The organism is Oceanimonas baumannii (assembly GCF_002245495.1).
Classification (GTDB): Bacteria; Pseudomonadota; Gammaproteobacteria; order Enterobacterales; family Aeromonadaceae; genus Oceanimonas; species Oceanimonas baumannii.
The window spans coordinates 51,884-76,817 of the sequence record NZ_NQJF01000002.1; the positions used below are offsets into that span (position 1 = coordinate 51,884).

Genomic DNA, 24,934 nt, shown 5'->3' on the forward strand with positions numbered 1-24,934 from the left:
CTTGGTGTTGTTACATCATCCAGAATCCGGCTATCAGCAGGGCAACCAGCGTGATGGCACCGCCAATCAGTGCGTAAGGCAGCTGAGTGATGGCGTGATCCATGGTATCGCAGCCGGCCCCCTGTGCCGACAGCACGGTGGAATCACTGAAAAAGCAGGCGTGACTGCCAAAGGCCGAGGCCGACAGCAGGGCCCCCACCACCAGTGGCATGGGCACGTTCATGGCCTGACCCAGAGGGACCACAATGGGCAGTGAGATCACAAACACGCCCCAGCTTGATGCGGTGCTGAACACCACGGCGGCCATCACCAGGAACACAATAGCTGGCAGTAATGCCGGTGTGATCAGCGGAGTGACGGTGTCGATGATGTAACGGGTCATGCCCAGCTGATCGTTTACTTCCTTCAGAATAAAACCGGCACACACGGTGGCCAGGGGATAGAGCATCACCTTGAAGCCGTCCAGCGTCGCATCTACCTGCTGCTGAAAAGACAACAGCCGCTGCACCGAATAGAGCACCATAGTGACACCAAGGGCGACCAGCACGCCTTTCAGCAGATCAATGTCGTAATACACACTGGCCAGCACCAGTACGACCATGGGCAGCAAAAAGTTGGTCAGACCCAGCCAGCCTGGTACTTCTTTGCCGGGGCCGGCAGTGGGCTCATCCTGCCAGCCCGTGGGCACCGGCTGACCGGCTCTGGCCCGGGCTTCGGCCTTTTTCATGGCTCCCAGATCCGGCAGTTTACGTGCCGCCACCAGCGCCACGACGGCCAGCGCGGCCCAGCCATAGAGCATCCAGGGAATACTGGCCACATACAGTGACATGCCTTTGCCACTTTCGGCTGCGCCCGAGTCTTCCAACAGAGAGGCGAAAAAAACTGCCCAAGTGGAGACGGGGACCAGAATACAGATGGGCGCGGCGGTGGAATCAACGATATAAGCCAGTTTTTCCCGGGAAATATTAAAGCTGTCGGTGATGCGCTTCATGGAAGATGACACCGCCAGGGAGTTGAGGTAATCGTCGATAAACACCACCAGCCCCAGGCCCACGGTACCGACCATGGCACTTTTCGGCGTTTTGATAATACGGGTCATCACGGCACCGAAGCTGTGCACACCTCCTCCCCGGGCCAGCAAATTAATCAGCCCGCCCATCATGCCGCACACCAGGATCAGCCAAGCGATGGTTTCATCCATCATTACCGCCAGAGTTACATCCGCCAGCGGGCTGACCAGATCCCCGGGGTTGAGCAACAATAATCCCAGCAGGCTGCCCGCCAGCAAGGATTCCACGGTTTTACGGGTAAGCACTGCCATAGTGATTACCAGTGCGGCAGGTAATAAACTGAGCGCCCCATAGTCACTGTCCGGCTGGTGATTGATACCCAGCCAGGCGAATACCATGGCGGCAATGGTGGCCACCGCCAGGCCACGCCAGAGCGGTGGCCATTTGACACTGGGGGTGAGGGCAAGGGTGTCGGGTTGTTCCATCATCATTTTCCTTTTGGTTGGCAGAGGGCGGCACCTTTTAGTGGTGCTCTTTTACCTTGGTATTGAAATCAGGCGTTTTTCAGCATCCATTCCAGCTCAATGTCGGTAATGCGCTTTTCAAATTCGAGTAATTCGTCATTTTTGCAGATGCGGTAAACATCAATAAATTCGTCGCCCAGATAATGCCTTAGCGGCGTGTTTCCCTCCAGCCGGGCAAGGGCACTGCTCTGACGTGTAGGCAAGGGCAGGCCTTCCTGCTCCAGGCCGTTCCCCACCACTGGAGCCGGCAGTGGCAGTTCTTGATTGTCCAGACCGTGAAGCAGACCGGCCAGTATGGTGGCGACCACCAGATAGGGGTTGGCATCGGCACCTGGCACCCGGTATTCAATACGGCGGGCCTCGTCGTCGCCACAAGGAATACGCAGCGCCACAGTACGGTTGTTGTGACCCCATGAAGCCTGTACCGGCACATACATGCCTGGCTGGAAGCGGCGAAATGCGTTCATGTTGGGAGCCAGCAACGCCATGCTGTCGGGCATTAAGTCCAGCAGGCCGGCGAGGGAGTGCTTCAGTAACGGGGAGTCTTCACCCTGCTCGTCGGCAAACAGGTTCTCGCCTTGTTCGTTGGTCACACTGACATGCACATGCAAACCGCTGCCCGGGTGCTCTTCATAGGGCTTGGCCATGAAGGTGGCGTCCATTTCGTACTGTTCTGCCACCAGCTTGATCAGCCGCTTCAGTGCCAGTGCCTGATCGCAGGCCGCCAGCACGTCACTGCCATGATGCATGTTGATTTCGAACTGGCCCGGAGCAGCTTCCGCCACGGCTCCGTCGGCAGGCAGCCCCTGCAGCACGGCAATGGTGTCAATATCGGTGAGAATTTCTGAAAAATTGTTGAGGTTGTCGACTGAATATACCTGGCTGTAAGTATCCCGTTTTTGTGTGAGCGGTGAACAGGGGGGTTGCAGCTGACCTTGATCGTCTCGCTCCCTGTCAACCAGGTAAAACTCCAGTTCCAGTGCAATCACCGGGGTCAGGCCTCTGGCTTTTACCTGTTGCCAGACCCGGTTAAGCACGTTGCGGGGCTCCAGTGCAAAGGGCTGCTCGTCTTCATCCACCATGGTCAGCAGCAGCTGAGCAACTGTTTCCGGATCTGAAGCTGAGGGCACCAGGGTACCGGCAATGGGGTAGCAGGGAAGATCCGGTTCACCGATGTCCTGGCCGATGCCGGTTTCTTCCACTACGTTGCCGCGAAAGTCCATGGCAAACATGGAGGCGGGGAAAAAGCAGCCGTTTTCAAGTTTGTCGAGCGCGCTTGCCGGTAACCGTTTACCGCGAAAAATGCCGTTAAGATCGGTCAGTAAAACGTCCACGTACTGGGTTTCAGGGTGGCGGACAAGGTAGGAGGCCACCTCTTGCTCAAAGGGAGTTAAGGCCGGCTCACCGGCGGAAGGAAGAGCTGTAACCGTTGTATTCGCTTGCATGATTTCACCACCATCTGGCCGTTAAATATAATTTACGGTGATAACTTAGGTGTGTTTATTATGTTTTGCAAGTGTTAAAAATTATTGTGCTTTAAAATTATCGATGCTAGATTTTCACTCTATTCTTTACGAACTCATCGTAAACTGGATAACGTGTTCAGAATTTAGAACGGGTGGACGAGCATGGTGATGGTTCATATATTTAACAAACCCTGGGTGGGCATTATCTTGTGTGAGCAGCAGCTGGGGCCTCACCGGGGCTTGACGGTACAGCAGAAATATCTGGATGCCATTGTGGCTGCCGGGGCGGTGCCTGTACCTCTGGTGCATCAGCTGGGGCAGGACGAAGAGAGCCTGGCGGCCATGCTGTCACGTCTGGACGGTATTCTGCTCACCGGCAGTTACAGCAATATGGAGCCACATCATTACGGGGAGTCCGGTGACGAGGCGCATACCGACCGGGGCCGGGATAACCTCAGTCTGCAGCTGATTGCTGCTGCTCAACGCATGAAGCTGCCGCTGTTGGGCATTTGTCGTGGCTTTCAGGAAATGGTGGTGGCCAGTGGCGGCAGCCTGTACCGGCAGTTGCATGAAACCGGCCTGTTTGCCGAGCATCGCGAAAATAAAGATCTTCCGCTGGCGCAGCAATATGCACCGGCGCACAGTATTCAGCCTGCTGCGGGCGGTCTGCTGGCACAGCTTGCTGGTGAGGATGAGCACAGGGTGAACTCGTTACATATGCAGGGTGCGAAAAGCACGGGTCCAGGTGTGCGGGTGGAAGCGACCGCGCCCGATGGTCTGGTAGAAGCCATCAGCCTGCCGGATCACCCTTTTGCGCTTGGGGTGCAGTGGCATCCGGAATGGCAAAGCCGCGACAACGGCCTTTCCCGCGCGTTGTTTGATGGCTTTGTGATTGCCTGCCGTGATTATGCCGGCCACAGGAATTCAGTGTGAGCGCCGCTCAGGAACTGGCTCCGGGGAGCAGGCTGGCCAACATTCGCCGGCAGCTGGGGCTCAGCCAGCGCAGAGTGGCCGAGCTTTCGGGGCTGACTCACGGTGCCATCTGTACCATCGAGCAGGATAAGGTCAGTCCGGCGGTCAGCAGCCTGCAGAAACTGCTCAAGGTTTACAACATGTCGCTGTCGGAGTTTTTTTCCGAGCCCCGGCCGCTGAAACGCAACAAAGTGGTGGTAAACGAAAGCGAGCTGGTGGAAATCGGCAGCCAGGGCGTGTCGTTCAAACTGGTGCACAACGGTAACCGACAGCGGGCGCTGGGCTTTTTGATTGAATGTTATGCCCCGGGCACCAGTACCGGCGGCCATCTTAAGCATCAGGGCGAGGAAGTGGGAACCGTGCTGGAAGGGGAGATCGAGTTGACTGTGGACGGTGAGCATTACCGGCTGACAGCGGGACAAAGCTATGTGATTGACACCGGACTGCCTCATACCTTTACCAATTCATCGGATCGGGAATGCCGCATTATCAGCGCTCATACCCCGGCCAATCTGTAATTCAAGGCGGAGATAAATAATGGACTTCAGAACCAAGGCCCACTGGCAGGCCGAAGCGGAAAAGCTAAAAGCCGAAACCCGGCTGTTTATTGAAGGTGAATATCGCGAGGCGGCAGACGGCGGGCACTTTGAGGTGATTAATCCGGCAAGCAGTGCCATCCTGGCCGAAGTAAGCCGGGCACAGGAGGCTGATGTGAACCTGGCGGTGATTGCCGCCAGGGCCAGTTTTGAGGCGGGTGCCTGGTCACAGACGTCCCCTGCGGGGCGTAAGGCGGTATTGCTGAAACTGGCAACGCTGATGGAGCAACACCGCGAAGAGCTGGCGCTGCTGGAAACCCTGGATACCGGCAAGCCCATCCGTCACAGTCTGCGTGATGATATTCCCGGTGCCATTCGCTGTATCCGCTGGTATGCCGAAGCGGTAGACAAAATTTACGGTGAAATCGCCCCCACCGGTCCTGATGCCCTGGCGCTGGTAAGCCGGGAGGCCATTGGCGTGGTGGCGGCGATTGTGCCCTGGAACTTCCCGTTGTTACTGGCTTGCTGGAAGTTGGGGCCGGCACTGGCCGCCGGTAACTCGGTGATCTTGAAACCTTCGGAAAAATCGCCGCTGTCGGCTATCCGTCTGGCTGCGCTGGCAAAAGAAGCAGGTCTGCCCGATGGTGTGCTGAACGTGTTGCCCGGGTTTGGCCATGAGGCGGGCAAGGCACTGGCCCTGCACGATGACGTGGATTGCCTGACCTTTACCGGCTCTACCGGGGTGGGCCGGTTGCTGATGGAATATGCCGGTCGCTCCAATATGAAACGGGTGTGGCTGGAAGCCGGCGGCAAGAGTGCCAACATTGTGTTTGCCGACTGTCCGGATCTGGCGAAAGCCGCCAGGGCTTCTGCCGCCGGCATTTTCTATAACCAGGGACAGGTGTGCATTGCCGGTACCCGGCTGCTGATAGAAGCCAGCATTAAAGATGCCTTTATGGCCGAGCTGAAGAAAGCCGCTGATGGCTTCAAGCCGATGGATCCGCTGGATCCGTCATCGACCATGGGCACACTGATCGACAGCGATCACCATGGCAGCGTGTGTCGTTATATTGCCGAAGGTCTGAAGGAAGGTGCGCTGCTGGGGCTGGATGGCCGGGATCAGGCAGGCAACTTTATCGGCCCCACGGTGCTGGAGCAGGTTAACCCGCACATGGCGGTTTCCAGGGAAGAGATCTTCGGCCCTGTGCTGGCTGTTACCACCTTTGAGCGGGAAGAGGACGCCATAGCGCTGGCCAACGACAGCCAGTATGGCCTGGGAGCCGGGCTGTGGACATCGGATCTACGCCGGGCTCACCGGCTGGCGCGGCAGCTCAAGGCCGGCTCTGTATTTATCAACAATTACAACGACGGTGACATGACGGTGCCCTTTGGTGGGGTGAAGCAAAGTGGCAATGGTCGTGACAAGTCATTGCACGCCTTTGATAAATTTACCGAACTCAAGACCACCTGGCTGGCACTGGATTAAGGAGCAGTATGTTATGGAGCACGTAAACAGCTACTACGCGGCCACTGCCAACGAGCACGCCTCCTGGCCGCAACTGACCGAAAACATTCAGTGTGATGTATGTGTGGTGGGCGGTGGTTACACCGGCCTTTCCACCGCACTGTTCCTGAGTGAGGCTGGCTTTGATGTGGTACTGCTGGAAGCAGGGCGCATAGGCTTTGGTGCCAGTGGTCGTAATGGTGGCCAGCTGGTTAACTCCTATAGCCGTGATATAGATGTGATTGAATCCCGCTATGGTCACGATACTGCCCGTATGCTGGGCAGTATGATGTTTGAAGGCGGTGATATTATTCGCAGTCGCATTGAGCAATACGATATTCAATGCGATTTTAAGCCCGGCGGTATTTTCGCGGCCCTGAATCCTCGTCAGCTGCACGAGCTGGAAAGCCAGAAAGGCAACTGGGAGCGTTATGGTCACGATGGTCTGGAGCTGCTGGATGCGGGCAGAGTGGCGCAGGAGATCGACAGCCAAAACTATGTCGGGGGTTTGCTGGATCATCGCGGCGGCCATATTCACCCTCTTAATCTTGCTCTGGGTGAGGCGGAAGCCATCCGTAAGCTGGGTGGACGCATTTTTGAGCAGTCTGCGGTCACCAGCCTGACCTATGGCGACCCGGCCCTGGCGAAAACCGATAAGGGCAGTGTCAGTGCCAGGTTTATGGTGCTGGCAGGTAATGCCTATCTGGGCAATCTGGAGCCCAAGCTCTCGGCCAAAGCCATGCCCTGTGGTACCCAGATTGTGACCACAGAGCCGCTCAGTGAGGAGCAGGCCAGCCGTCTGATTGCCAATCAGTACTGTGTGGAAGACTGCAATTATCTGCTCGATTATTACCGTATCACCGGTGACAACCGGCTGCTTTACGGCGGTGGCGTGGTTTATGGCGCCAGGGATCCGGATGACATAGATCGACTGGTGTTGCCCAAACTGCTGAAGACCTTTCCTCAGCTGGAAGGGATCAAGGTGGATTACCGCTGGACCGGCAATTTCTTGCTGACGCTGTCGCGACTGCCGCAGTTCGGACGGCTGGAGCCCAACGTGTATTACATGCAGGGATACAGCGGCCATGGCGTTACCTGTACCCATCTGGCGGGCAAGTTACTGTCGGAAGTGCTTAAGGGACAGGCCGAGCGTTTTGACGCTTTTGCCAGCCTGCCGCATCTGCCATTTTTCGGCGGTCGCCGTTTTCAGGTGCCGTTCAGTGCCATGGGAGCGGCCTACTACAGCCTGCGCGACAAGCTGGGGGTTTAAGCTCCGGTTTTTTATGAAGCAAGCCAGGGTTCGAAGCTAACCCTGGCTTGCTTTTTTCTGTCGTCACTCTCGCGAAAGGACGTCATCTTCCCGAAGGCGGAGATGACTATTTCTTACTTCCGTTTACGGCTCAAGCAAGCCGTCCGTCCGCGCCGCCATAATGAAATCGTTGCGGTGCAGGCCACCGATGGCATGTGTCCACCAGGTGATGGTGACCTTGCCCCATTCCAGCAAAATGGCCGGGTGATGAAACTCGCTTTCGGCCAGTTCGGCCACCTGGTTGGCAAAGGCCCAGGCCAGTTTGAAGTTCTTGAACTTGAACTCCCGCTCCAGCTGCAGCACACCATCCCGGGCCAGCGGAGTCCAGTCGGGAATTTGTGTCATCAGCTCGGCCAGCTCGGCGTCGCTGACTTTGGGCGCATCGGCCCGGCAGGCCTCGCATTGTTGTTGGGCCAGTTGGGTCATGGATTCTCCTTAAACGGCGGTTTGTTTGGGTGTAAAGGTGGGGGCAAACAGCCCCATTTGTTGCGCCTTGTGAACCTCGGCCATGATATTCATACCGGCAATGGCAAAGAGATCGTCCAGGCTGTCCAGTACATAGTAGATGGGCTGCATGATATCGATGCGATAGGGAGTGCGCAGCACATCCAGCATGTTAAAGGGGCGGAATTCGGGCTTATCCGATTCGAAGGCATACTGAGTTTCACCTGGCGAAGACAGTATGCCGCCGCCGTATATGCGCCGGCCTTCGGGGGTGTTGAGCAGGCCGAACTCTACGGTAAACCAGTACAGCCTTGCCAGAAAGCCACGCTCTCTGGGCGTCGCGTTCTGGCCGAGTTGCCCGTAGATATGGGTAAAGCGGGCAAACGCCGGGTGGGTGAGCATAGCGCAGTGGCCAAACAGCTCGTGAAAGATATCCGGCTCTTGCAGGTAATCGAGATCTTCCCGCCGGCGAATAAACGTGGCCACCGGAAACTGCTGGCTGGCCAGCAATTCAAAGAAACGATCAAAAGAGATCAGGGCCGGCACTCGAGCCACACGCCAGCCGGTGGCGGGCTGTAATACCCGGTTAATCTCGTCCAGTTGCGGGATGCGATCCCGGGGCAGGTCGAGACGTGCCAGTCCCGTCAGGTATTCGTTACAGGCCCTGTGCTGCACGCAGTTGAGCTGACGTGTCATCAGCGTCTGCCAGACGGCATTTTCTTCCTCCGTGTAATGAATGTTGCCGTCGGGCCCGGGTTTACGGGCCACGTAGGTGGAGGCAGTCATGAAACATTGCCCTTCGTCAGTGTGGTTTTGCCTTTTAATTTAGAGACATCAACGCGTACTGAGAAGGGCAGTCTGGCAGTTTGGCTTTACGCTGGTGTCAGTTTTTATTTACAACTGGCGGCTGCACGCCAAATACCTGGGACAAATAGGTCAGGTAACCGTCATCCTCGCACATGGCTTTGCCCGGGCTGTCTGACAGCTTGGCGACCGCCTGGCCGTTGCAGCGGGTCATTTTAATCACCATGCTGAGCGGTGTGGTGTCAGTCACATCGTTGGTGATATAGGTCCCTATGCCAAAGGCCGGCCGGCACTGACCGGAAAAGCGCTGGTAAAGCTCCAGTGCCTTAGTGACGGTGAGCGAGTCACTGTAGACCAGCCGTTTGCCATTTGGGTCAACCTTGAGCTTGCGGTAATGGGCCAGGGCTTTTTCGGTCCAGACCACCGGGTCGCCGGAGTCGTGACGCAGGCCGTCGAACAACTTGGCGTAGTAGAGATCAAAATCTCGCAAAAAGGCATCCATGCCGACGACATCAGTAAGGGCAATGCCAAGCCGGCCGCGATATTCTCCTACCCAGGCATCCAGTGCGGCCTTCTGGCTGTCGATAAGGCGTGGGCCCAGAGCCTGAAACGCTTGCAGGAACTCATGCGCCATGGTGCCCATGGGCGGGCGGCCAATCAGGCGTGATAACGCCAGGTTGCTGGTGCCGGAAAACTGTTTGGGCAAGGCGCTGGCCAGAGTGTGCACCACTTCCTTTTGCCACTTTGCTGAAAAACGCCGGCGGGTGCCGAAGTCGGAAAAACGAAACCCTTCTTCCTGGGTGATCTGGGCGATTTTTTGCTGTGTTTTTTCGCGTGCTTGCTGCCAGTCCGGGCAGGGATAATGATGGCGGCAATACACTTCGCTGATGATGGCCAGCAGCGGCACCTCAAACAAAATAGTATGCAGCCAGGGGCCACGAATGCTGAGTTCCAGCCGGCCATCTATGCATTCCAGCTCTACAAAGCGACGGTCTAGCCGGAACAGGCGCAGAAAGTGAATGAAGTCGGGCTTGAGGTAATCGAGTTCGGCCAGGTAGTCGAGCTCGTCGTCGGTGAGCTGAAGGGTACAGAGATGGTCGATTTCCCTGCTGATGTCGTCGAAGCAAGCGGAGAAGTCCACATCCGGGGTCCGGCAGCGAAACCGGTATTCCACTTCGGCGGCCGGGTGCTGGTGCAGCACGGCTTGCATCATGGTGTATTTATACAGATCGGTATCGAGCAGAGTGGTGATCACGGGCTCAGTCATCGCTTTGCTCCAGATCGTTGCTGTCGTGCACAAAGTGCGCCCCCAGCTGGATCATGTCGGCAATAGCGTGCCGGCTGCTGTTGTCGGCCACGCCCCGGGTGGCAGCGCGGTTGACGATCACATTAAAGCCGGCGGCCAGAAGCTGTTTTACCGTATGAAACACGCAGTAGTCGGTAGCCAGGCCTCCCACCAGCACGGTGTCGATATGATGACAGCGCAAATATTCAATCAGGCCTGTGCTCTGGCGTTCGGCCAGATCGTGGTAGCAGGCTCCGTAAGGATGCATATCGGGCTCGACACCTTTCCAGACAAAAAAGTCGTAGTCGGCGGGGTGGGGCAGTTCTTCCAGCAGTTCAAACCCTTTGGTGCCGGGTACTGCATGCAGGGGCCAGCGGATATCAAGGTTATCGCCTTCTACCTTACTGAAAGCGGGTTTATCACTGCTGGCCACCCAGTGGGCTGCCGGTGAGTGTGCGTCCTTGGAGCCCAGGCGAAGGCCCGCAAAAGACGCCTGATGGTTCAGCTCGGCGGCAATGGTATCGCCGCCGGCGACCGGCAGCTCGTCGGGGCAAACGGGGGTAAAAGTATACTGGGCATCTACGTCCAGACTGGCTACCCTGTGTTTGGCGGGCAATTTCATGTGCCGTCTCCTGTTTGTCATGTGCGGCAAGAGCCACTGCATAGCACGGTTTTTTAATATTGTTTTGATTGAGTCTAATGTTAATTTGGTTCAGTATCGCCCCCAATCGGGGTGTCTTCCCCTCATTAAGCCAAAGGTGACCGTAATGAGCCAGCTCCACCAGCCAGAATACCAGCGTTTTATCGATCAAGTGAAAGCCGACAACCTGATGTGGGGGCTTCGTTTCGGAGACGAATGGGTGGTGTGTGATTCCACCGAGTTTCAGGATACCGAAGTGATGCCGTTATGGTCTACCAAAGCAGAGGCCCAGAACCAGTGTGTGGACGAGTGGGCCCAGTATGAGCCCTTTGAAATCACCCTGGCCGAGTTTCTGGAAATCTGGGTGGAAGACCTGTCGGAAGACGGTGTGCGCATTGGTCCTAACTGGAACGAAGAGCTCGACGGCATCGAGCTGGATGTACTGGAAATGGTGAAAGAATTCGCCTGATTTACTTTGGGTTGTAACTCCTGTTCTCTCGTCACACCCGCGAAGGCGGGAGTCCGGTGCCAACGGCCGGGAATCTTCAGAATGTGAAGGTGACAGGGTTAAACAGGCATGACGAAGAAAAATAATTGACGACCAGGGCAGGGGTGTCCTTGTTATCAGGCTAACGGCACTTTAAACAAGTGCCGTTTTTTGTGCCTTGTGGTTGGAACACCCTGGCTCACCACGGCATGATTATCGTGCCCATTGGCTATGCTGCTCCGGAAGTGGCCGATACCTCCAAAGTGGGCGGCGGCACTCTCTATGGCGCCAGCACCCTGGCCGGTAGTGATGGCTCGCGTCAGCCCGATGAACGGGAGCTGGCCATCGCCCACTACCAGGGTAAAATCGTGGCGCTTTCGAAGAAGCTGTTTGGATAATCCCTTCGGGGAGCTGTAAGCCGTCAGCCTTAAGCTGTAAGAGGCTGCTTCGGTATACCTTTTGTCACTCCGGCAAAGGCCGGAGTCCATTTGTCAGACGATGAAAATGTTGGCGTTCGTCGCACTTATCTTCAATCTGCGCAGCTGCGCGCTTACGGTTGCCTTTCCAACGTCCAGTTTAACTGCTGCCAGCCCCGTTCGGCCGCCAGCGCATTGAGGGTCTCGTCACCGTTGATCACCGCGGCTTTATCTACGTATTCCAGCAGCGCCAGATCGTTGTGGGAGTCGCTGTAGCCGTAGCAGAAGCCGTGCTCAAGACCCTGCTCCTGCAGCCAGTGACCCAGGCGCACGACCTTACCGTGCTGAAAGCTGAAAATACCGGTTGGGCGACCGCTGTAATGGCCGTTGACGATATCGGTTTGCACACCAATGGCATCCGCTACCCCCAGGTATTGAGCAATCGGCCTGACCAGGTGCTCGCCGGTGGCGGAAATGACCAGGCAGCGATGGCCCTGGGTGCGATGCCAGTCCAGACGTTCCCGAGCCTGCGGATAAACGATGGGGGCAATGTGCTGTCTGATAAACTCCGTTACCAGTGGGACCACCTCTTCGGGGCGCTGACCTTCCAGCGGTGCCAGGGTCAGCGCCATGTAGGCGTTCATGTCGAGGGTGCCGGCGTAATAGTCTTCCATTAGTCGCCGCTCTTCGGCCAGCAGGGCGTCGCTGACCAGGCCACGCTTGGCCAGAAACTCCAGCCATAAAGTGGCAGAGTCACCGGCAATCAGGGTTTCGTCCAGATCAAATATGGCCAGCTTCATCAGGCAACCTCTTTCAGTTCATTTTTGGGCAGCAGCAGCTCGACCCGGCTTCCGGCAGACAGTAATGAGGCCGGGCCCCGGTTAAGCGTATCCACCTCCAGGGTGGCGTGGGCAAGTCTCATGCGATAACGGATCACGTTGCCCAGCAGCTGGTGGTGTTCCACGTGGGCGGGTAAAGGCGTTGTCATCGGCATACCATAATCGCGACCCGGCTCGTGAATGTAAATGGTCTCGGGGCGAATGGCCAGCCGGCCGCGAATGCGCATGCCGAACAGGGCGGCAGCCTGCTCGGGGCCAAGCAGGTTATAGCTGCCCATAAAGCCCGCCACAAAGTCATTGGCGGGGCGGGTGTAAACGCCCTCGGCGGTGTCGGCCTGTACGATACGGCCCTGGTTCATCACAAAGACGCGATCCGACATGGTCAGCGCCTCTTCCTGATCGTGGGTCACGAATACGGTAGTGAGCTCGAGCTGTTGCTGAATGCGTCGGATCTGCTCGCGCAGTCGTTTGCGGATTGGGGCATCCAGCGCCGACAGCGGCTCGTCCAGCAGCAAAATACGCGGCTGTACCACCAGAGCCCGGGCCAGGGCTACCCGTTGGCGCTGACCACCGGAAAGTTGTGCGGGGTAGTGGCTTTCCCGGCCTTCCAGGCCGACCAGTGCCACGGCATCTGCCACCCGGCGGTTCAGCTCGGCTCTGTTCATTTTTTGCATGCGCAGGCCAAAGGCGATGTTGCCGGCTACGGTCAGGTTGGGGAACAGGGCATAGCTCTGAAACACCATGCCGATGCCCCGTTTCTGGGGCTTGAGGTGAGTAATGTCTTCACCGGCCACGCGGATATGGCCGTGATCCGGGTTCACCAGGCCGGCCAGGCTGCGTAGCAGAGTGGACTTGCCGCAGCCTGAGGGACCGAGCAGGGTGACCAGCTCTCCCCGGCGAATATCGAAGTGAATGTCACTGAATACATGAGTATCGCCAAAGGATTTGGCGAGATGGGCAACTTCCAGATAGAACATCAGGTGCTCCGGGATTGCAGGCGCAGCGCCACCCAGGTGGCGAGGCCGATAAACAGGAAATAGGACATCACCATGGCGCTGGTGAAGTGGCCGCTGGTGGTGCGCTGGCTGTACAGATAAACCTGCAGGGTTTCAAAGCGGGTGCCCACCAGCAGGTTGGCAAACACGAACTCCCCGAACAGGAAGGAAAACGCCAGAAACAGGGCGCTGAGCAAGCCGTTGCGCAGGTTGGGCAACACCACCTGTAAAAAGGCGCGGGTGGTACCGGCACCCAGCAGATGAGCGGCGTCCATCAGATCGGGCAGGTTAACCGCTTCCAGGTTGTTGGCCAGGGCCCGGTACATAAAGGGCAGGCTCAGGGTGAAATAGCACAGCACCAGGATCCAGGGGGTGCCTACCAGAGGCAAAGGGCCGCCGGCGTACAGTTGCAGCAGACCCACCGATGATACTACCGGCGGCACCGCAAAGGGCAGCAGCACCAGCAGGTTCATCAGGCCCTTCAGCCGGGGGAAGTAGTAAAACACCACGAACAGCACCGGCAAGATCAGCACCAGACTGAGCACAAGCGCTGCCAGACAGACCAGCAGCGAGCGGCCAAAGGCGGCCAGAAAGCGGCTGTCGCTCCACAGCCTGGCATACCACTCGGCGCTGAACCCTTGTGGCAGTATCTGGGCTCCCCAGCTCTCGGCCAGGGAGTAGATCAGCGTAATGACGATGGGGGCGGCCAGCAGAGAGACCAGGGTCCAGACCATGAGGCGGGCGGACAGGGGAGGCTTAGACATGACGACTCCGGGCAACAAGCCAGTGGTTAACGGCGGTGACCAGCAACAGCAGTGCCATCAGCAGTAATGACAGCGCCGCCGCCAGCTGGGGCTCGAGGAAGATGTCTCCCGCCACCAGCCCGGCAATCTGAATGGTGACCAGGTTATAGTTGCTGGTCATCAGCGCATAGGTGCTGGCGTAGGCACCCAGGGCATTGGCGAGCAGAATGATAAAGGTGCCGAGCAGGGCCGGGCTCAGCACCGGCAGTACTACCCGTAGCCAGTATTGTACCGGGCCGGCACCCAGCAGGGCGGCGGCGTCGCGCCAGTCGTCGCGCACGGCGTCGAATGCCGGGTAAAGTAACAGCACCGCCAGCGGGATCTGGAAGTAGGTATAAAGCACCAGCAGGCCTGTACGGGAGTAGAGATTAAACTGCTCGGCCAGCCCCAGCTGTTGCAGTAAGAGAGTCAGAGTGCCGTTCATGCCCAGCAGCACAATAAAGGCAAAGGCCAGGGGCACGCCGGAAAAGTTGCTGGCCATGGTGGTAAAAGCCACCACAGCGTTTTGCAGCCGGCCCGGTACCCGTCGCAGCGCTGCCGTTCCCAGAGTGGCAATGGCCAGTCCAATCAGGCTGGACCAGAACGCCAGATCAAAACTGTTGCCGAAGGATTGACGGTAGTAGGGGGAACCGAGGATCTCCCGAAAGTTGGCCAGGCTCCAGTCTCCGCCGGCCTGAAAGGCATTAATGGCCACCCAGGCGATGGGGGCCAGCTGAAACAGGGCGAACACCAGACCAAAGGGCAGCAACAGCAACAGCGGCAGCCGGCGTTGCCAGTGAGAAGGGCGGGTGGCCGGTGTGGTACTGGTGATCTCCGGGGCTGCCGCTTTTAATGAGCGGTCGGTGGTCAGGGTATGCTCTGTCATATCAGCAACTCCCGGCACAGGGGCTTGTGATGATCGATGCCAAGCAGGCTGGCCAGGGTGCCGCACAGCTCGGTCTGGCACGGGTGGGCGTGCCTGTCATGAGTGAACGCCGAACCCAGTACGAACAGCGGCACTTCCCGCTCTTCCGGCAGGGTACCGCTGTGGCTGCGATCCCGGTTCATGCCATGATCACTGGTGATCATGATCTGGTAACCTTGCTGCAGCCAGCGTGGTACGTAATCGGCCAGCAACAGATCGAAGTGGCGTGCGCTGTTGCGGTACTGGGATGAATCCAGGCCAAATTTGTGGCCGGCATCATCCACGTTCATCGGATGGATCAGCAGTAAATCCGGATCTGCACTGCGGCGCAGCCATTCGGCGTCGACCAGCAGGTGGCTGTCGGGGTAATCGTCCTGGTGGTAAAAAATACCGTGCTGAATGGGCAGTTGTTCATCACGGGTGAAGCGATCCCGCACCGGATCGTAGGGCGCGCGGTTATAGAGTTCGCTTACCCAGTGGTAGGCTGCTGCCGCAGTGGAAAGCCCGGCCCCGCGGGCCAGGTGGAACAGGCTGGTCTCGTTGCTTAAACGTACCACTCCGTTGTGTACTACACCGTGATCCACCGGCCGGGTGCCGGTGAGAATGGTTTCATACAAGGGGCGTGACAGCGCCGGCAACTCGCACTGTAGTTTGTAGCTGGTGGCGCGTCCTGCTTCGGTCATGGCCAGCAGGTAGCCCAGACTGTGCCGGGCTACCTCGTGGGCCAAACCGTCAATGATGATCAGTATGACCTTGTGCATGCTTACCTCTGCTGGTGCACCAGCACTTCGCTTTGCCACTGACGCGGCAGGCGCTTGGTGCTTTGCTCCCAGGTAGCGAAGTCTGTGATGGGGCGGGCATTGGCGTACATTTCGTTGGGCAGCAGCTGGGCTTGTACGTCTTCGGGCAGGATGACATTAGTGCGGATAGGACGGGCATAGCCCCGGGCCAGGTTGATTTGGCCGGCATCGCTCAGAATGTATTCCCGTGCCAGTTTGGCGGCATTGGGGTGTTTGGCGTATTTGTTGATGATGGTGGCATAGCCGGAGATCAGAGAGCCATCCGACGGAATCACCACGGTAAAGCGATCACGGTCGATTTGATCCCGGTAGTTGAGGGCGTTGAAGTCCCACAGCACCGCCATTTCAATCTCGCCTTTTTCCAGGTTGGCGATATTGGTGTCCACCGGTGACAGACGTCCCTGACGGGCCAGGTCCGCGAACAGGTCCAGGGCCGGTGCCAGGTTGGACTCATCACCGCCCAGGGCAAAGGAGGCAGCCAGAATGGCGCTGTTGGCCTGAGCGGCTACACCGACATCACCCACGGTGACCTGATAGTCGCCGTCGCGCAGACCTTCCCAGGAGGTAGGTACCTTACTGACCAGCTCGTTGTTAACGATAAAGGCGATGGTGCCGGTGTAGCCGAGCATCCAGTGGCCGTCTGCATCCTTGGCCCAGTCGGGGATCTCGCTCCAGGTGGATGGTTTGTAGGCTTGAGTTACGCCCTGCTGCACGGCGATAGGGGCGAAAGCGGCACCCACGTCACCGATGTCGGCGGTGGCATCTTCTTTCTCGGCGGCAAACTTGGCGATCTCCTGAGCCGAGCTCATGTCGGTGTCCTGGTGTTTCAGGCCGTACTGGTTGCCCAGATCCCGCCAGGTGTCCTTCCAGTTGGCCCAGCTGTCGGGCATACCGACGCTGTTGACCTGGCCTTCGGCCCGGGCCTTGGCTTCCAGTTCGCTGAGATCGGCGGCCTGGGCGCTGGTGCCCATGGCCAGGGTAAGCAGACTTGCGGTGAACAGCTTTTTCATGAGTGTGATGTCCTCTGGACTAGGTCAGGTTCAGACTCATGCTAGGTTGGATAGATGACAATAAGGCTACAGTCAGGCGACACTTGTATGGCAGTTTTGCGGCGGTTTGATGGAAATATCATCTCGTGCCGTCATCGCGGTGTCATTTTATCTCGCCATGCTGGCGCTACCCATTTCTGGACCAGTCCACATACAGCCTTGACGACTTCATCCCTGAACTCCCGGATCATTGATACTCTGCGCCGGCAAATTGCAACCGCCACCCTGGCGCCAGGTCACAAGCTGCCTGCCGAACGGGAACTTGCCACCCTGTTTGATACGACCCGCATCACCGTCAAAGACGCGCTGTCGATGCTGGAGACCGAAGGGCTTATCTACCGGGAGGAACGTCGCGGCTGGTTCGTGTCATTACCCCGTCTGGAATACAATCCGGCCAGCCGTTCTCATTTTCATGAAATGGTGCGTGCACAGCAACGGCAGGCTCAGACACAGGTGCTGTCCTGCGAGACGGTGGTGGCCCCCTGCGAGTTGGTGACGGAAATGGGGCTTTCCCCCCTGAGTAAACTGATCCGCATTTGCCGGGCGCGGTGTATTGATGGCCGCACCGTGCTTTATGTGGAGCATTTTCTGCGGCCCGAGCTGTTCCCGGGGATTGAACAGCAGGATCTGAGTCAGTCATTGACAGCCCTTTACCAGCGGGAGTACGGGCTGGAATACAGTCGCTCACGATTTGATATTTGTCCCACGGCGGTGCGGGGAGAGGCGGCCAGTACGCTTAATTTGTCTCAGGGCAGTCCGGTGCTGGCGGTGAGCCGTATTAACTACGATCAGTTCGATCGGGTCATCGACTGTGACAGAGAGATCTGGCGGCATGATGCCGTGCGCATTCGCGTGGAAAGCCTCAGTTTCTGAACCTGTCATTTTTCCCGGTTGGTGAACACGCTGTGCCCGGAATGAATCCGTTATGCTAGGATGCTTACATTCGCCGGGGTGGCGCGCCCCATGAACATTGTCGAGGATGCTGGGCATGCGCAAAGTAACCACGAGCGTGACATTGTTGCTGCTTTTGGGGGTAATTTGCCGGGAAGTGCCGCTTTCTTACGGTGCGGGCGGCGTCAGTGCCGATTTTACCCGTCTGCATCATCTGATGGAGCGCCGCTACGGACGTGACCGTGTTGAGGTATCCCGGGACTGGGAGCGGATGCTGAGTGAGGCTGGCACGCTGCCGGAGCAGGCCCGGTTGCAGCAGGTTAACCGTTTTTTTCATCGACACCTCAGTTACCAGCTGGATCAGTCTTTATGGGGTAAAGAAGATTATTGGGCCACACCGCTGGAAACATTGGGGCGGGGCCTGGGTGACTGTGAAGATTATGCCATCGCTCAATATATCAGTTTACGTATGGCCGGGATTGATGATGATCGCCTGCGGTTAATTTATGTCCGGGCGAAAATTGGCGGCCCTCGCAGTTCTATTTCTCAGGCCCATATGGTTCTCGGTTATTACGCCACCCCGTCTTCGGACCCTTTGCTGCTGGACAGTCTGACATCCGACATCCTGCCGGGTTCGCAACGCCCTGATTTGACCCCCGTTTTTAGTTTCAACAGCCAGGGGCTATGGACTCCGGGGGCGACGGCATCGGCTGCCAATCCGGTTGACCGGCTATCACGCTGGAGGCTGGTACTGGAAAAAATTCGACAGGAAGGAGTGAGTTGGTGAAACGCATCATATCCGTTCAGGTTCACAGGGAGAATGTGCCATGTCTCTGAACAAACAGCTATGGCTGGCGATTGCGGTACTGATGATGCTGGCATTTATCAGCAGCTTTACCATCAGTACTTTGAGCGCACGCAATTATTATCAGGAACAGTTGCAGCAGAAAAATATCGACAACGCCAATTCACTGGCGCTGACCTTATCCCAGGTGGAAAAAGATGAGGTTACCGTTGAGTTGTTGGTAGCGGCTCAGTTTGATACCGGCCATTACCGGCGTATTGAGCTGATCGCTCCTTCAGGTGGTGTGCTGCAGCGTAAAGTGTCTGCATTACAGGCGAAGCAGGATACCGTGCCAGACTGGTTTGTGAACCTGGCGGAATTATCGGTGCCAGCAGGCGTCGCGCAGGTACAGGATGGCTGGCATCAGTATGGCACCCTGTATGTAGAAAGCCAGACTCAGGTGGCCTATGCCGCCTTGTGGCACACTACGTTACGTCTGACATGGTGGCTGCTGCTGGTTGCTTTGGCATGTGGTGCTTTGGGCAGCTGGCTGCTCAGGCAAATAACTCGTCCTCTGAAAGATGTGGTGAAACAGGCCGAAGCCATTGGCGGACGCCGTTTTATTATGTCAAGCGAGCCGCGCACTCTGGAGTTTAGCCGTCTGGTGCGGTCAATGAATCAGCTTTCCGGTCGTGTACGGGACATGCTGGAGAGTGAGTCCCGCCGGCTGGAAGCGCTGCGCTATCAGCATCAGCATGATGCTGTTACCGGGTTGGCCAACCGCGATACCATTAACGGCCAGCTGGATGCTCTGCTGAGTGAAGATGATGGTCATCATGCGATCATTCTGGTGCGTATTTCTGAGCTTGCATCCATTAACCGGACCCTGGGACGTGAGCAGACGGATAGGTTATTAACGGAGTTTGCCCGGCTCTTACAGGAATGGCCGGCATCGGAGCAGGCCATGTTTGCTGATGTTCGTGTGGGCAGACTGAATGGCAGTGATTTTTTGCTGCTGCTTACGGATACGGAAGAGCTTGCCTCTCTGAGTGTCTCTCTTAACCAGCGCCTGCAGAACTGGAGCCAGGGCTGGCTTAAGGCTCAGCCGGTATTACCCCAGGGGGCTTGTTACTTCCTTGCGGGTGAAAGTCGAGGGGAGGTGATGAGCCGGGTTGATGGTCTGCTGGCTGCAGCTGAGCAACGGGGCATCACCTGTGTTGAAGCCAGAGAAGCGGTGACAGCGAACAGCCACCGGAGTGAAGGGGAGTGGCGTCAGCTATTAACTCAGGCCATGGCAGCAAACGCCGTAACCTCGGTGCGTTTTCCGGTGTTGCAGCTGGCTGGTGATGTGCAGTTACATGAAGAGGCCATGATGCGCCTGCACTGGCAGGGGAACACCTGGCGTGCCGGGGACATTATGCCCTGGGCCCGGCGCATGGGAATGATGCCGGAATTTGATGTTGCTATGGTCGAGCATGTCATTCATGCCCTGCATGAAAAGGCTGAACCGGTTGCGCTGAATCTGTCGATGGAAACCTTGCGCCAGGCTGCGAGCCGGCAGCGCCTGATCTCCTTGCTGAGTGAAGCTGGCGAGCTTGCCTCACTGCTTTGGCTGGAGTTTTCTGAACGGCATGTTATTGCTGATCTTGAGTTGTTCAGGGCGTTTTGTATTGAAGTGAAACCATCAGGCTGTCACCTGGGCATGGAGCGGGCCGGACGTGACTTCGCCAGAATTGCTCATCTTGAGGAGCTGGGGCTGGATTACCTGAAGGTGGATGGTTCTTTGTTCATCGGGCTTGATAGCAATGACGGTAATCAGGGCTTCTTGAGAGGCCTGTGCAGTTTGGGGCACTCCATTGGCCTGTGCATGATTGCAGATGGCGTGCAACAGGCAGAACAACGCGAGTTGTTGATGGCTTTGGGATTTGACGCTGCGGGGGGCCCGGGGATCAGGCCGGAGAAAAAATAGCGCTGTTTTTCAGATCATGGGGATTTGCTCGTCGTCTGCATCATTGTCGCCGAGCAGGTCCAGCCTGCATTGGGTTCTCAGGCTCTGGCGGGCCAGCAGTTTTTGCTGAGCCATGGCCGGCAGCTCGGTGAACTGGATCAGTTTTTTATCGATAAGCAGATCGATCAGATCTTCCAGTACCCGCGACATGGCCAGATCTGATTCACGGAGTGGATCGAGCTCCGGCAGCGGATGTTGCTGTTCCACTCCGATAAACTTGGCCAGTTCTGGCGAGCTGCCGGAAATGGGTTCATTGATATCCGGTGTTTTTTCAAGGCTCGCAGCACATATGCTGCCGGTGGTATCTCGCTTTACAAACATCATCACAGCTCCTGTTCACGTGCCAGCAACATCAGGTGCATGCGATCCCGGGCACCCAGTTTTTCAAATACCGAGCTCAGGTGAGCTTTAACGGTTCGTTCGGTAATATTGAGTTCCAGAGCAATACGTTTGTTACTGCCGCCTTTCAGCACTTCATGAACGACCTCGCGCTCCCGGCCGGTGAGACGGTCAAGAACTCCGCTAGCGGTTGATGTCTCCTTATTAACAGAAGCGTTTTTTTCCATGATGGGAGACAGGAGGCCAATCATGTGGGTGACAAGTTCAGCCGGCAGCCACATGCCGCCGGCGCTGATGGTCTGCGCCGCCTGGGAAAGAATGTGATGACTCGATAAGGCTTCCAGGTAGCCCCTTGCTCCGGCGGTGAGCGCCAGCCTCAGCTCGTCCATCTGTGGCTGGCGAGTCAGGGCTACCACTGTATGTCCTTGTGCTGTCAGGTGCTTAACTTGTGCTTCCCAGTCGGGGATACCGGTCAGAATCCAGAACAGCCCGGGTTGTACAAAAGGCTCTGCGAGCAGATCAATATCTACAATCGTGGCGTCGGGAAAGGCCTGGCACCAGCGCGGGCTGTAAAACCCTTTTTCGGTTATAAACACTGCATGTTTCATCGTTCTGTCATCGCTTTTGAAGTGGCTCGAAGTACAGGTTTAAGCAGGTATTCCAGTACGGTTTTTTTTCCGGTCAGAATATCGACCTCGGTGATCATGCCCGGGATAATGGCCAGATCGCTGGCAAGGCCGGCACGTTGGGTGGCCAGGCGTACCAGGTAGTGGCTGTCACCCTTGTCGTCTTTAATGGTATCGGCACTGATGTGTCTGACCTCGGCGTCCAGCCCTCCGTAAATCGCGAAGTCATAAGCAGTGAATTTGATCATGGCACTTTGCCCGGGACGAATGAAGGCGATGTCCTTCGGCTGAATTTTGGCTTCAATGATCAGTTCATCATCCAGCGGGATCAGTTCCAGTACTTCCCGTCCCGGAGATACAACTCCGCCAACGGTATTAGCAAACAGACGCTGTACTGTGCCTCGTACCGGTGCCCGTATTTCGGTTTGCTGCACCCGGTCTTCCAGCGCAGACTCGGCCTCACCGAGGGCATCGAGTCTGGCCTTGGCGGCCAGGTAGTCGCGACGCCACTGATTGGTCACGTTGAGTTCTACTTCTCTGAGTTTGTTCTGGGCTTCTTCAATGGCAGCCTTACTACGGCTGATGGATGCACGAGCCCGTTCGGCTTCCCCACGAGAGCGGCTGATTTCCCGTTGTATACGCAGAATATCGACATCGGAAACCGCACCCAATTCGAGTAAAGGGCGGGTTACTTTTAGTTCTTGCTGACTAAGTGCCAGCGAGTGGGTGTGTTGCTTCAGCTCGGCTTGCGCTTCAACCAGATCCTGCTGGCGCTGGCTGAGCTGATGATTATAAATGGCAATCTGCTCTTGCAGCTCTTCCTGGCTGGCACGGTACAGACGCAGCTCCCGACTGATCAGATCGGGCGCCTGCTGATGCAACTCCTCGGCAAACTCCGGTTCGGTCTGATCGATCAGGGCCTGTAAACGTGTTACCTCAGCACTGGCTGAAAGATACTGTACCTGGCTTTCGCGCAGGTTGGATATTGAGCGGGTAGGGTCAATGCGTAAGAGTACTTCACCTGCTTCAACGGTCTGGCCTTCTTTCACCAGAATTTCCTGGACGATGCCCCCATCCAGTGACTGCACTACCTGCAACTGTCGGGACGGAATAACACGGCCCTCACCACGAGTGACTTCATCAAGGGAAGCAAACGCAGACCAGATGATCAAAGCAACCAATATCGCTCCCATGGAGTACAGCAGAGCCCGCGTACGAACCGGTTCCTGCTGAAGGCGGGCCCACTGGGCGTCCAGTGCCCAGTTTTTACTGACATGAGGCTCTCTGTCGGGGGTCATGCTGCACTCCCTATTTTGCCTTGTCTGAGCGCTTCCAATACTTCTTCTTTGGGGCCATTGGCAACCAGCTGGCCATTATCTACCACGATAATACGATCAACCAGAGACAGTAGTGCGCTGCGATGAGTGACCAGCACCAATGTTCTGCCATGAGAGCTGTGCTGAAGGCTGTGCTTTATTTGCTGTTCGTTGCGTTGATCCAGCGAGCCGGTGGGTTCATCAAGTAACAGAATGGGAGATTCCTTGATAAGGGCTCTGGCAATGGCAACCGACTGACGCTGTCCGCCGGACAACAGCTCTCCACGTTCACCTACCTGCATATCAAAGCCTGACGGGTGAGTATCAACAAAGTCGGCCAGGCCGCTTTGATTGGTTGCATGCACAATGCGGGCATCATCAACCTGAGAGATACCCATAACCAGGTTGTCGCGCAGGGTACCGTAAAACAGCGAGACATCCTGGGGAACATAGCCCATGCCCCGGCGCAGTTCGGCCGGATCCAGCTGACGAATATCGACACCGTCAATCAGTATGGTGCCGGCGTCGGGCTCATAAAGACCTAATATCAGGCGTTCAACGGTACTTTTCCCTGAGCCGTTACGCCCCAGGATGGCAACGTGCTCACCCGCATTAATTTTAAAACTGATGTCGTTCAGCGCCTGCTTTTCCGCATTCGGGTAGCTAAAGCTGACCTGGCGAAATTCAATCTCTCCCCTCAGAATCGGACGGTTGAGCCGGTGACGCCCTTCGGGACGCTCGGTCGGGCTTGCCATAATCCGGTTTAATGTATTCATGGCGGCGACCGCATGGTGATACTGAGACAGCAAGGAAGCGGCGTGGCCCACCGGGCCCATGGCTCTGGAAGATAACAGGTAGGCCGCGATCAGTCCGCCTTGGGTGAGTTGACCTTCCCGGATCAGATAAACCCCGAGAATAATCAGGCTGACGGCCACTACGTGCTGTGTCCAGATAGCTCCGTTACTGACGGACGAAGCCAGCAGACGCATACGTGCTGTAAGCTTGGAAAGAAATAAAACGGTACTTTCCCAGGTACCCTGCATTTTACTGGCGGCACCGGTGACCTTGATGGTTTCCAGGTTACTGAGGCATTCGACCAGGGTAGCGTTACGCATCGCGCTTGCCTGCATCATTTTTTCAGAAAGACGCTGCATGCGGCGCTGGGCAATAACGGCATAAATCAGCACGGCCAGCGCACCGATAATAATAGGAATAACCAGTAGCCAGTTGATCAGCGCAATAATAGCGCAGAATAGAAAAATAAAAGGCAGATCGACCAGGGCGACCAGCGTGACTGAGCCAATAAAACTGCGGATGGATTCAAAAGACTGCACGTTACTGGCGAAGGAGCCTGCTGAGGCGGGCCGCTCAGACAGTCTCATGCTGAGAATTTGTTCCATGATAGCTGCTGACAACCTGATGTCGGCCCGGTTTGCTCCCATATCCACAAACCAGCCGCGCATAAGGCGCAAGCCCAGGTCGGCACACAAGACGACGAACACGCCCGCAGCCAGTACCCATAAGGTGTGTGTGGCATGATTAGGAACAACACGATCATAGACGTTCATCACAAACAGCGGCATGGTGACTGCCAGCAGATTTATCATGACAGCAGCAAAAATAATGTCACGATACAGCGCCCGGTTTTGCTTTATTACGCTCCAGAACCAGTGCCCCCGGGCACGAAAACTGCCGCCGGAGGCTCGTTCATCAAAATGAAACTCCGGCTGAGCATAGATAAGGCTGCCAGAGTATTGCTGCGTGATGGTATCGAGAGAAACAGTGACTTCAGCATCGGCCAGGTCAGGCCAGATGACCCGGGCGGTATTCTGTTCCTGATTAAGGCTGGTGACCACACAGGCACTGTTATTGTTCAGTAACAGTACGGCAGGAAGTAGCGATGCATTGATGTCGGACAGTTGATGATCTGATACCCGGCTGGTAAGACCTGCTCGCCGGGCGGCACGGTGAAAAACCGATGGTGTCAGTATTCCATCAACCAGCGGTAATCCTGCCAGGGCGGCATCGCTGGTGAGTTTTCGCTCATGCAAGCGGCATAAAATAAGCAGGCAACCCAGCAAGGGGCCGCCTGGTTGTGTTTGGTGTATTGCTTGTGGCATCTATATTTCCGTTTATTCCCCGGCAGCGTTGCCACCGGGGCTGTGATAAGCGGTCAGCCAGAA

At 56.8% G+C, this 24,934-nt stretch carries 25 protein-coding genes; 9 read left to right on the plus strand and 16 right to left on the minus strand.

All coding sequences use genetic code 11. The features are described 5' to 3' along the window. Positions 1-10: 10 nt before the first annotated feature. On the minus strand, positions 11-1,495 hold the full coding sequence (locus B6S09_RS02270; RefSeq protein WP_094276882.1) for a Na+/H+ antiporter NhaC family protein: 1,485 nt from the start codon (positions 1,493-1,495) through the stop codon (positions 11-13). A 68-nt stretch (positions 1,496-1,563) separates the two neighbouring features. Next, entirely contained in the window at positions 1,564-2,979 is a 1,416-nt protein-coding gene (locus B6S09_RS02275) for a glutamine synthetase family protein (RefSeq protein WP_094276883.1), read from the minus strand. 189 nt (positions 2,980-3,168) lie between these two features. Between B6S09_RS02275 and puuD the strand changes: the two genes are divergently transcribed. From puuD to B6S09_RS02295, 4 genes are read left to right on the plus strand one after another with little or no spacing between them, the layout of a single operon-like run. Beyond that, positions 3,169-3,933, plus strand: a complete 765-nt coding sequence (puuD, locus tag B6S09_RS02280) for a gamma-glutamyl-gamma-aminobutyrate hydrolase (protein ID WP_094277178.1) — start codon at positions 3,169-3,171, stop codon at positions 3,931-3,933. Next, entirely contained in the window at positions 3,930-4,490 is a 561-nt protein-coding gene (puuR, locus tag B6S09_RS02285; protein WP_094276884.1) for an HTH-type transcriptional regulator PuuR, read from the plus strand. Before puuD ends, puuR begins: the two co-directional genes overlap by 4 nt. 19 nt (positions 4,491-4,509) lie before the next feature. Further along, complete coding sequence (puuC, locus tag B6S09_RS02290; protein ID WP_094276885.1) at positions 4,510-5,994, plus strand: aldehyde dehydrogenase PuuC; 1,485 nt, start codon at positions 4,510-4,512, stop codon at positions 5,992-5,994. A gap of 13 nt (positions 5,995-6,007) precedes the next feature. Next, positions 6,008-7,282 (plus strand): NAD(P)/FAD-dependent oxidoreductase, encoded by a 1,275-nt coding sequence (locus tag B6S09_RS02295; protein WP_094276886.1) that lies wholly within the window; start codon positions 6,008-6,010, stop codon positions 7,280-7,282. Positions 7,283-7,405: 123 nt separating this feature from the next. Here B6S09_RS02295 and B6S09_RS02300 read toward each other — a convergent pair whose 3' ends face one another. The 4 genes from B6S09_RS02300 to B6S09_RS02315 form a co-directional block, all read right to left on the minus strand. Next, positions 7,406-7,747 (minus strand): 4a-hydroxytetrahydrobiopterin dehydratase, encoded by a 342-nt coding sequence (locus B6S09_RS02300; RefSeq protein WP_094276887.1) that lies wholly within the window; start codon positions 7,745-7,747, stop codon positions 7,406-7,408. 9 nt (positions 7,748-7,756) lie between these two features. Beyond that, entirely contained in the window at positions 7,757-8,551 is a 795-nt protein-coding gene (gene phhA / locus B6S09_RS02305; protein ID WP_094276888.1) for a phenylalanine 4-monooxygenase, read from the minus strand. 97 nt (positions 8,552-8,648) lie between these two features. Then, on the minus strand, positions 8,649-9,836 hold the full coding sequence (gene pncB, locus B6S09_RS02310; RefSeq protein WP_094276889.1) for a nicotinate phosphoribosyltransferase: 1,188 nt from the start codon (positions 9,834-9,836) through the stop codon (positions 8,649-8,651). Then, positions 9,829-10,476 carry an isochorismatase family protein gene (locus tag B6S09_RS02315; protein ID WP_094276890.1) on the minus strand — a complete coding sequence of 216 codons (648 nt, stop codon included), beginning with the start codon at positions 10,474-10,476 and terminating at the stop codon, positions 9,829-9,831. The genes pncB and B6S09_RS02315 overlap by 8 nt, the downstream gene beginning before the upstream one ends. Positions 10,477-10,621: 145 nt before the next feature. On the opposite strand from B6S09_RS02315, the gene B6S09_RS02320 reads away from it, so the two are divergent. Both B6S09_RS02320 and B6S09_RS02325 read left to right on the plus strand, forming a co-directional pair. Continuing rightward, positions 10,622-10,963, plus strand: a complete 342-nt coding sequence (locus B6S09_RS02320; protein WP_094276891.1) for a DUF2750 domain-containing protein — start codon at positions 10,622-10,624, stop codon at positions 10,961-10,963. 179 nt (positions 10,964-11,142) lie between these two features. Beyond that, the gene (locus tag B6S09_RS02325; protein ID WP_341802690.1) at positions 11,143-11,379 is read left to right on the plus strand and encodes an NADPH-dependent FMN reductase family protein; all 237 of its coding nucleotides are present in this window, start codon (positions 11,143-11,145) and stop codon (positions 11,377-11,379) included. Between the two features lie 152 nt (positions 11,380-11,531). On the opposite strand, the gene B6S09_RS02330 is transcribed toward B6S09_RS02325, so the two are convergent. From B6S09_RS02330 to B6S09_RS02355, 6 genes are read right to left on the minus strand one after another with little or no spacing between them, the layout of a single operon-like run. Further along, positions 11,532-12,197 (minus strand): HAD family hydrolase, encoded by a 666-nt coding sequence (locus B6S09_RS02330; protein WP_094276892.1) that lies wholly within the window; start codon positions 12,195-12,197, stop codon positions 11,532-11,534. Then, a complete protein-coding gene (locus B6S09_RS02335; RefSeq protein ID WP_094276893.1) occupies positions 12,197-13,213 on the minus strand; it encodes an ABC transporter ATP-binding protein in 1,017 nt (338 codons plus the stop codon). Before B6S09_RS02335 ends, B6S09_RS02330 begins: the two co-directional genes overlap by 1 nt. After that, entirely contained in the window at positions 13,213-13,995 is a 783-nt protein-coding gene (locus tag B6S09_RS02340; RefSeq protein WP_094276894.1) for an ABC transporter permease, read from the minus strand. Before B6S09_RS02340 ends, B6S09_RS02335 begins: the two co-directional genes overlap by 1 nt. Next, on the minus strand, positions 13,988-14,899 hold the full coding sequence (locus B6S09_RS02345) for an ABC transporter permease (protein ID WP_094276895.1): 912 nt from the start codon (positions 14,897-14,899) through the stop codon (positions 13,988-13,990). The genes B6S09_RS02340 and B6S09_RS02345 overlap by 8 nt, the downstream gene beginning before the upstream one ends. Then, positions 14,896-15,699, minus strand: a complete 804-nt coding sequence (locus B6S09_RS02350; RefSeq protein WP_094276896.1) for an alkaline phosphatase family protein — start codon at positions 15,697-15,699, stop codon at positions 14,896-14,898. The genes B6S09_RS02345 and B6S09_RS02350 overlap by 4 nt, the downstream gene beginning before the upstream one ends. A 2-nt stretch (positions 15,700-15,701) precedes the next feature. Further along, on the minus strand, positions 15,702-16,709 hold the full coding sequence (locus tag B6S09_RS02355) for an ABC transporter substrate-binding protein (RefSeq protein ID WP_424991650.1): 1,008 nt from the start codon (positions 16,707-16,709) through the stop codon (positions 15,702-15,704). Positions 16,710-16,946: 237 nt separating this feature from the next. On the opposite strand from B6S09_RS02355, the gene B6S09_RS02360 reads away from it, so the two are divergent. From B6S09_RS02360 to B6S09_RS02370, 3 genes are all read left to right on the plus strand, one after another. Continuing rightward, the gene (locus tag B6S09_RS02360) at positions 16,947-17,660 is read left to right on the plus strand and encodes a UTRA domain-containing protein (protein ID WP_094277179.1); all 714 of its coding nucleotides are present in this window, start codon (positions 16,947-16,949) and stop codon (positions 17,658-17,660) included. A 115-nt stretch (positions 17,661-17,775) separates the two neighbouring features. After that, entirely contained in the window at positions 17,776-18,465 is a 690-nt protein-coding gene (locus B6S09_RS02365) for a transglutaminase-like cysteine peptidase (protein ID WP_094277180.1), read from the plus strand. 40 nt (positions 18,466-18,505) lie between these two features. Next, complete coding sequence (locus tag B6S09_RS02370; RefSeq protein ID WP_094276898.1) at positions 18,506-20,431, plus strand: bifunctional diguanylate cyclase/phosphodiesterase; 1,926 nt, start codon at positions 18,506-18,508, stop codon at positions 20,429-20,431. Positions 20,432-20,440: 9 nt separating this feature from the next. On the opposite strand, the gene B6S09_RS02375 is transcribed toward B6S09_RS02370, so the two are convergent. From B6S09_RS02375 to B6S09_RS02390, 4 genes are read right to left on the minus strand one after another with little or no spacing between them, the layout of a single operon-like run. Continuing rightward, entirely contained in the window at positions 20,441-20,794 is a 354-nt protein-coding gene (locus B6S09_RS02375) for a tryptophan synthase subunit beta like protein (RefSeq protein WP_243832861.1), read from the minus strand. Next, positions 20,794-21,417, minus strand: a complete 624-nt coding sequence (locus B6S09_RS02380) for a response regulator transcription factor (RefSeq protein ID WP_094276900.1) — start codon at positions 21,415-21,417, stop codon at positions 20,794-20,796. Before B6S09_RS02380 ends, B6S09_RS02375 begins: the two co-directional genes overlap by 1 nt. Beyond that, positions 21,414-22,733 (minus strand): HlyD family type I secretion periplasmic adaptor subunit, encoded by a 1,320-nt coding sequence (locus B6S09_RS02385; RefSeq protein ID WP_094276901.1) that lies wholly within the window; start codon positions 22,731-22,733, stop codon positions 21,414-21,416. Before B6S09_RS02385 ends, B6S09_RS02380 begins: the two co-directional genes overlap by 4 nt. Then, the gene (locus B6S09_RS02390; protein WP_094276902.1) at positions 22,730-24,871 is read right to left on the minus strand and encodes a type I secretion system permease/ATPase; all 2,142 of its coding nucleotides are present in this window, start codon (positions 24,869-24,871) and stop codon (positions 22,730-22,732) included. The genes B6S09_RS02385 and B6S09_RS02390 overlap by 4 nt, the downstream gene beginning before the upstream one ends. Positions 24,872-24,934 lie beyond the last annotated feature (63 nt).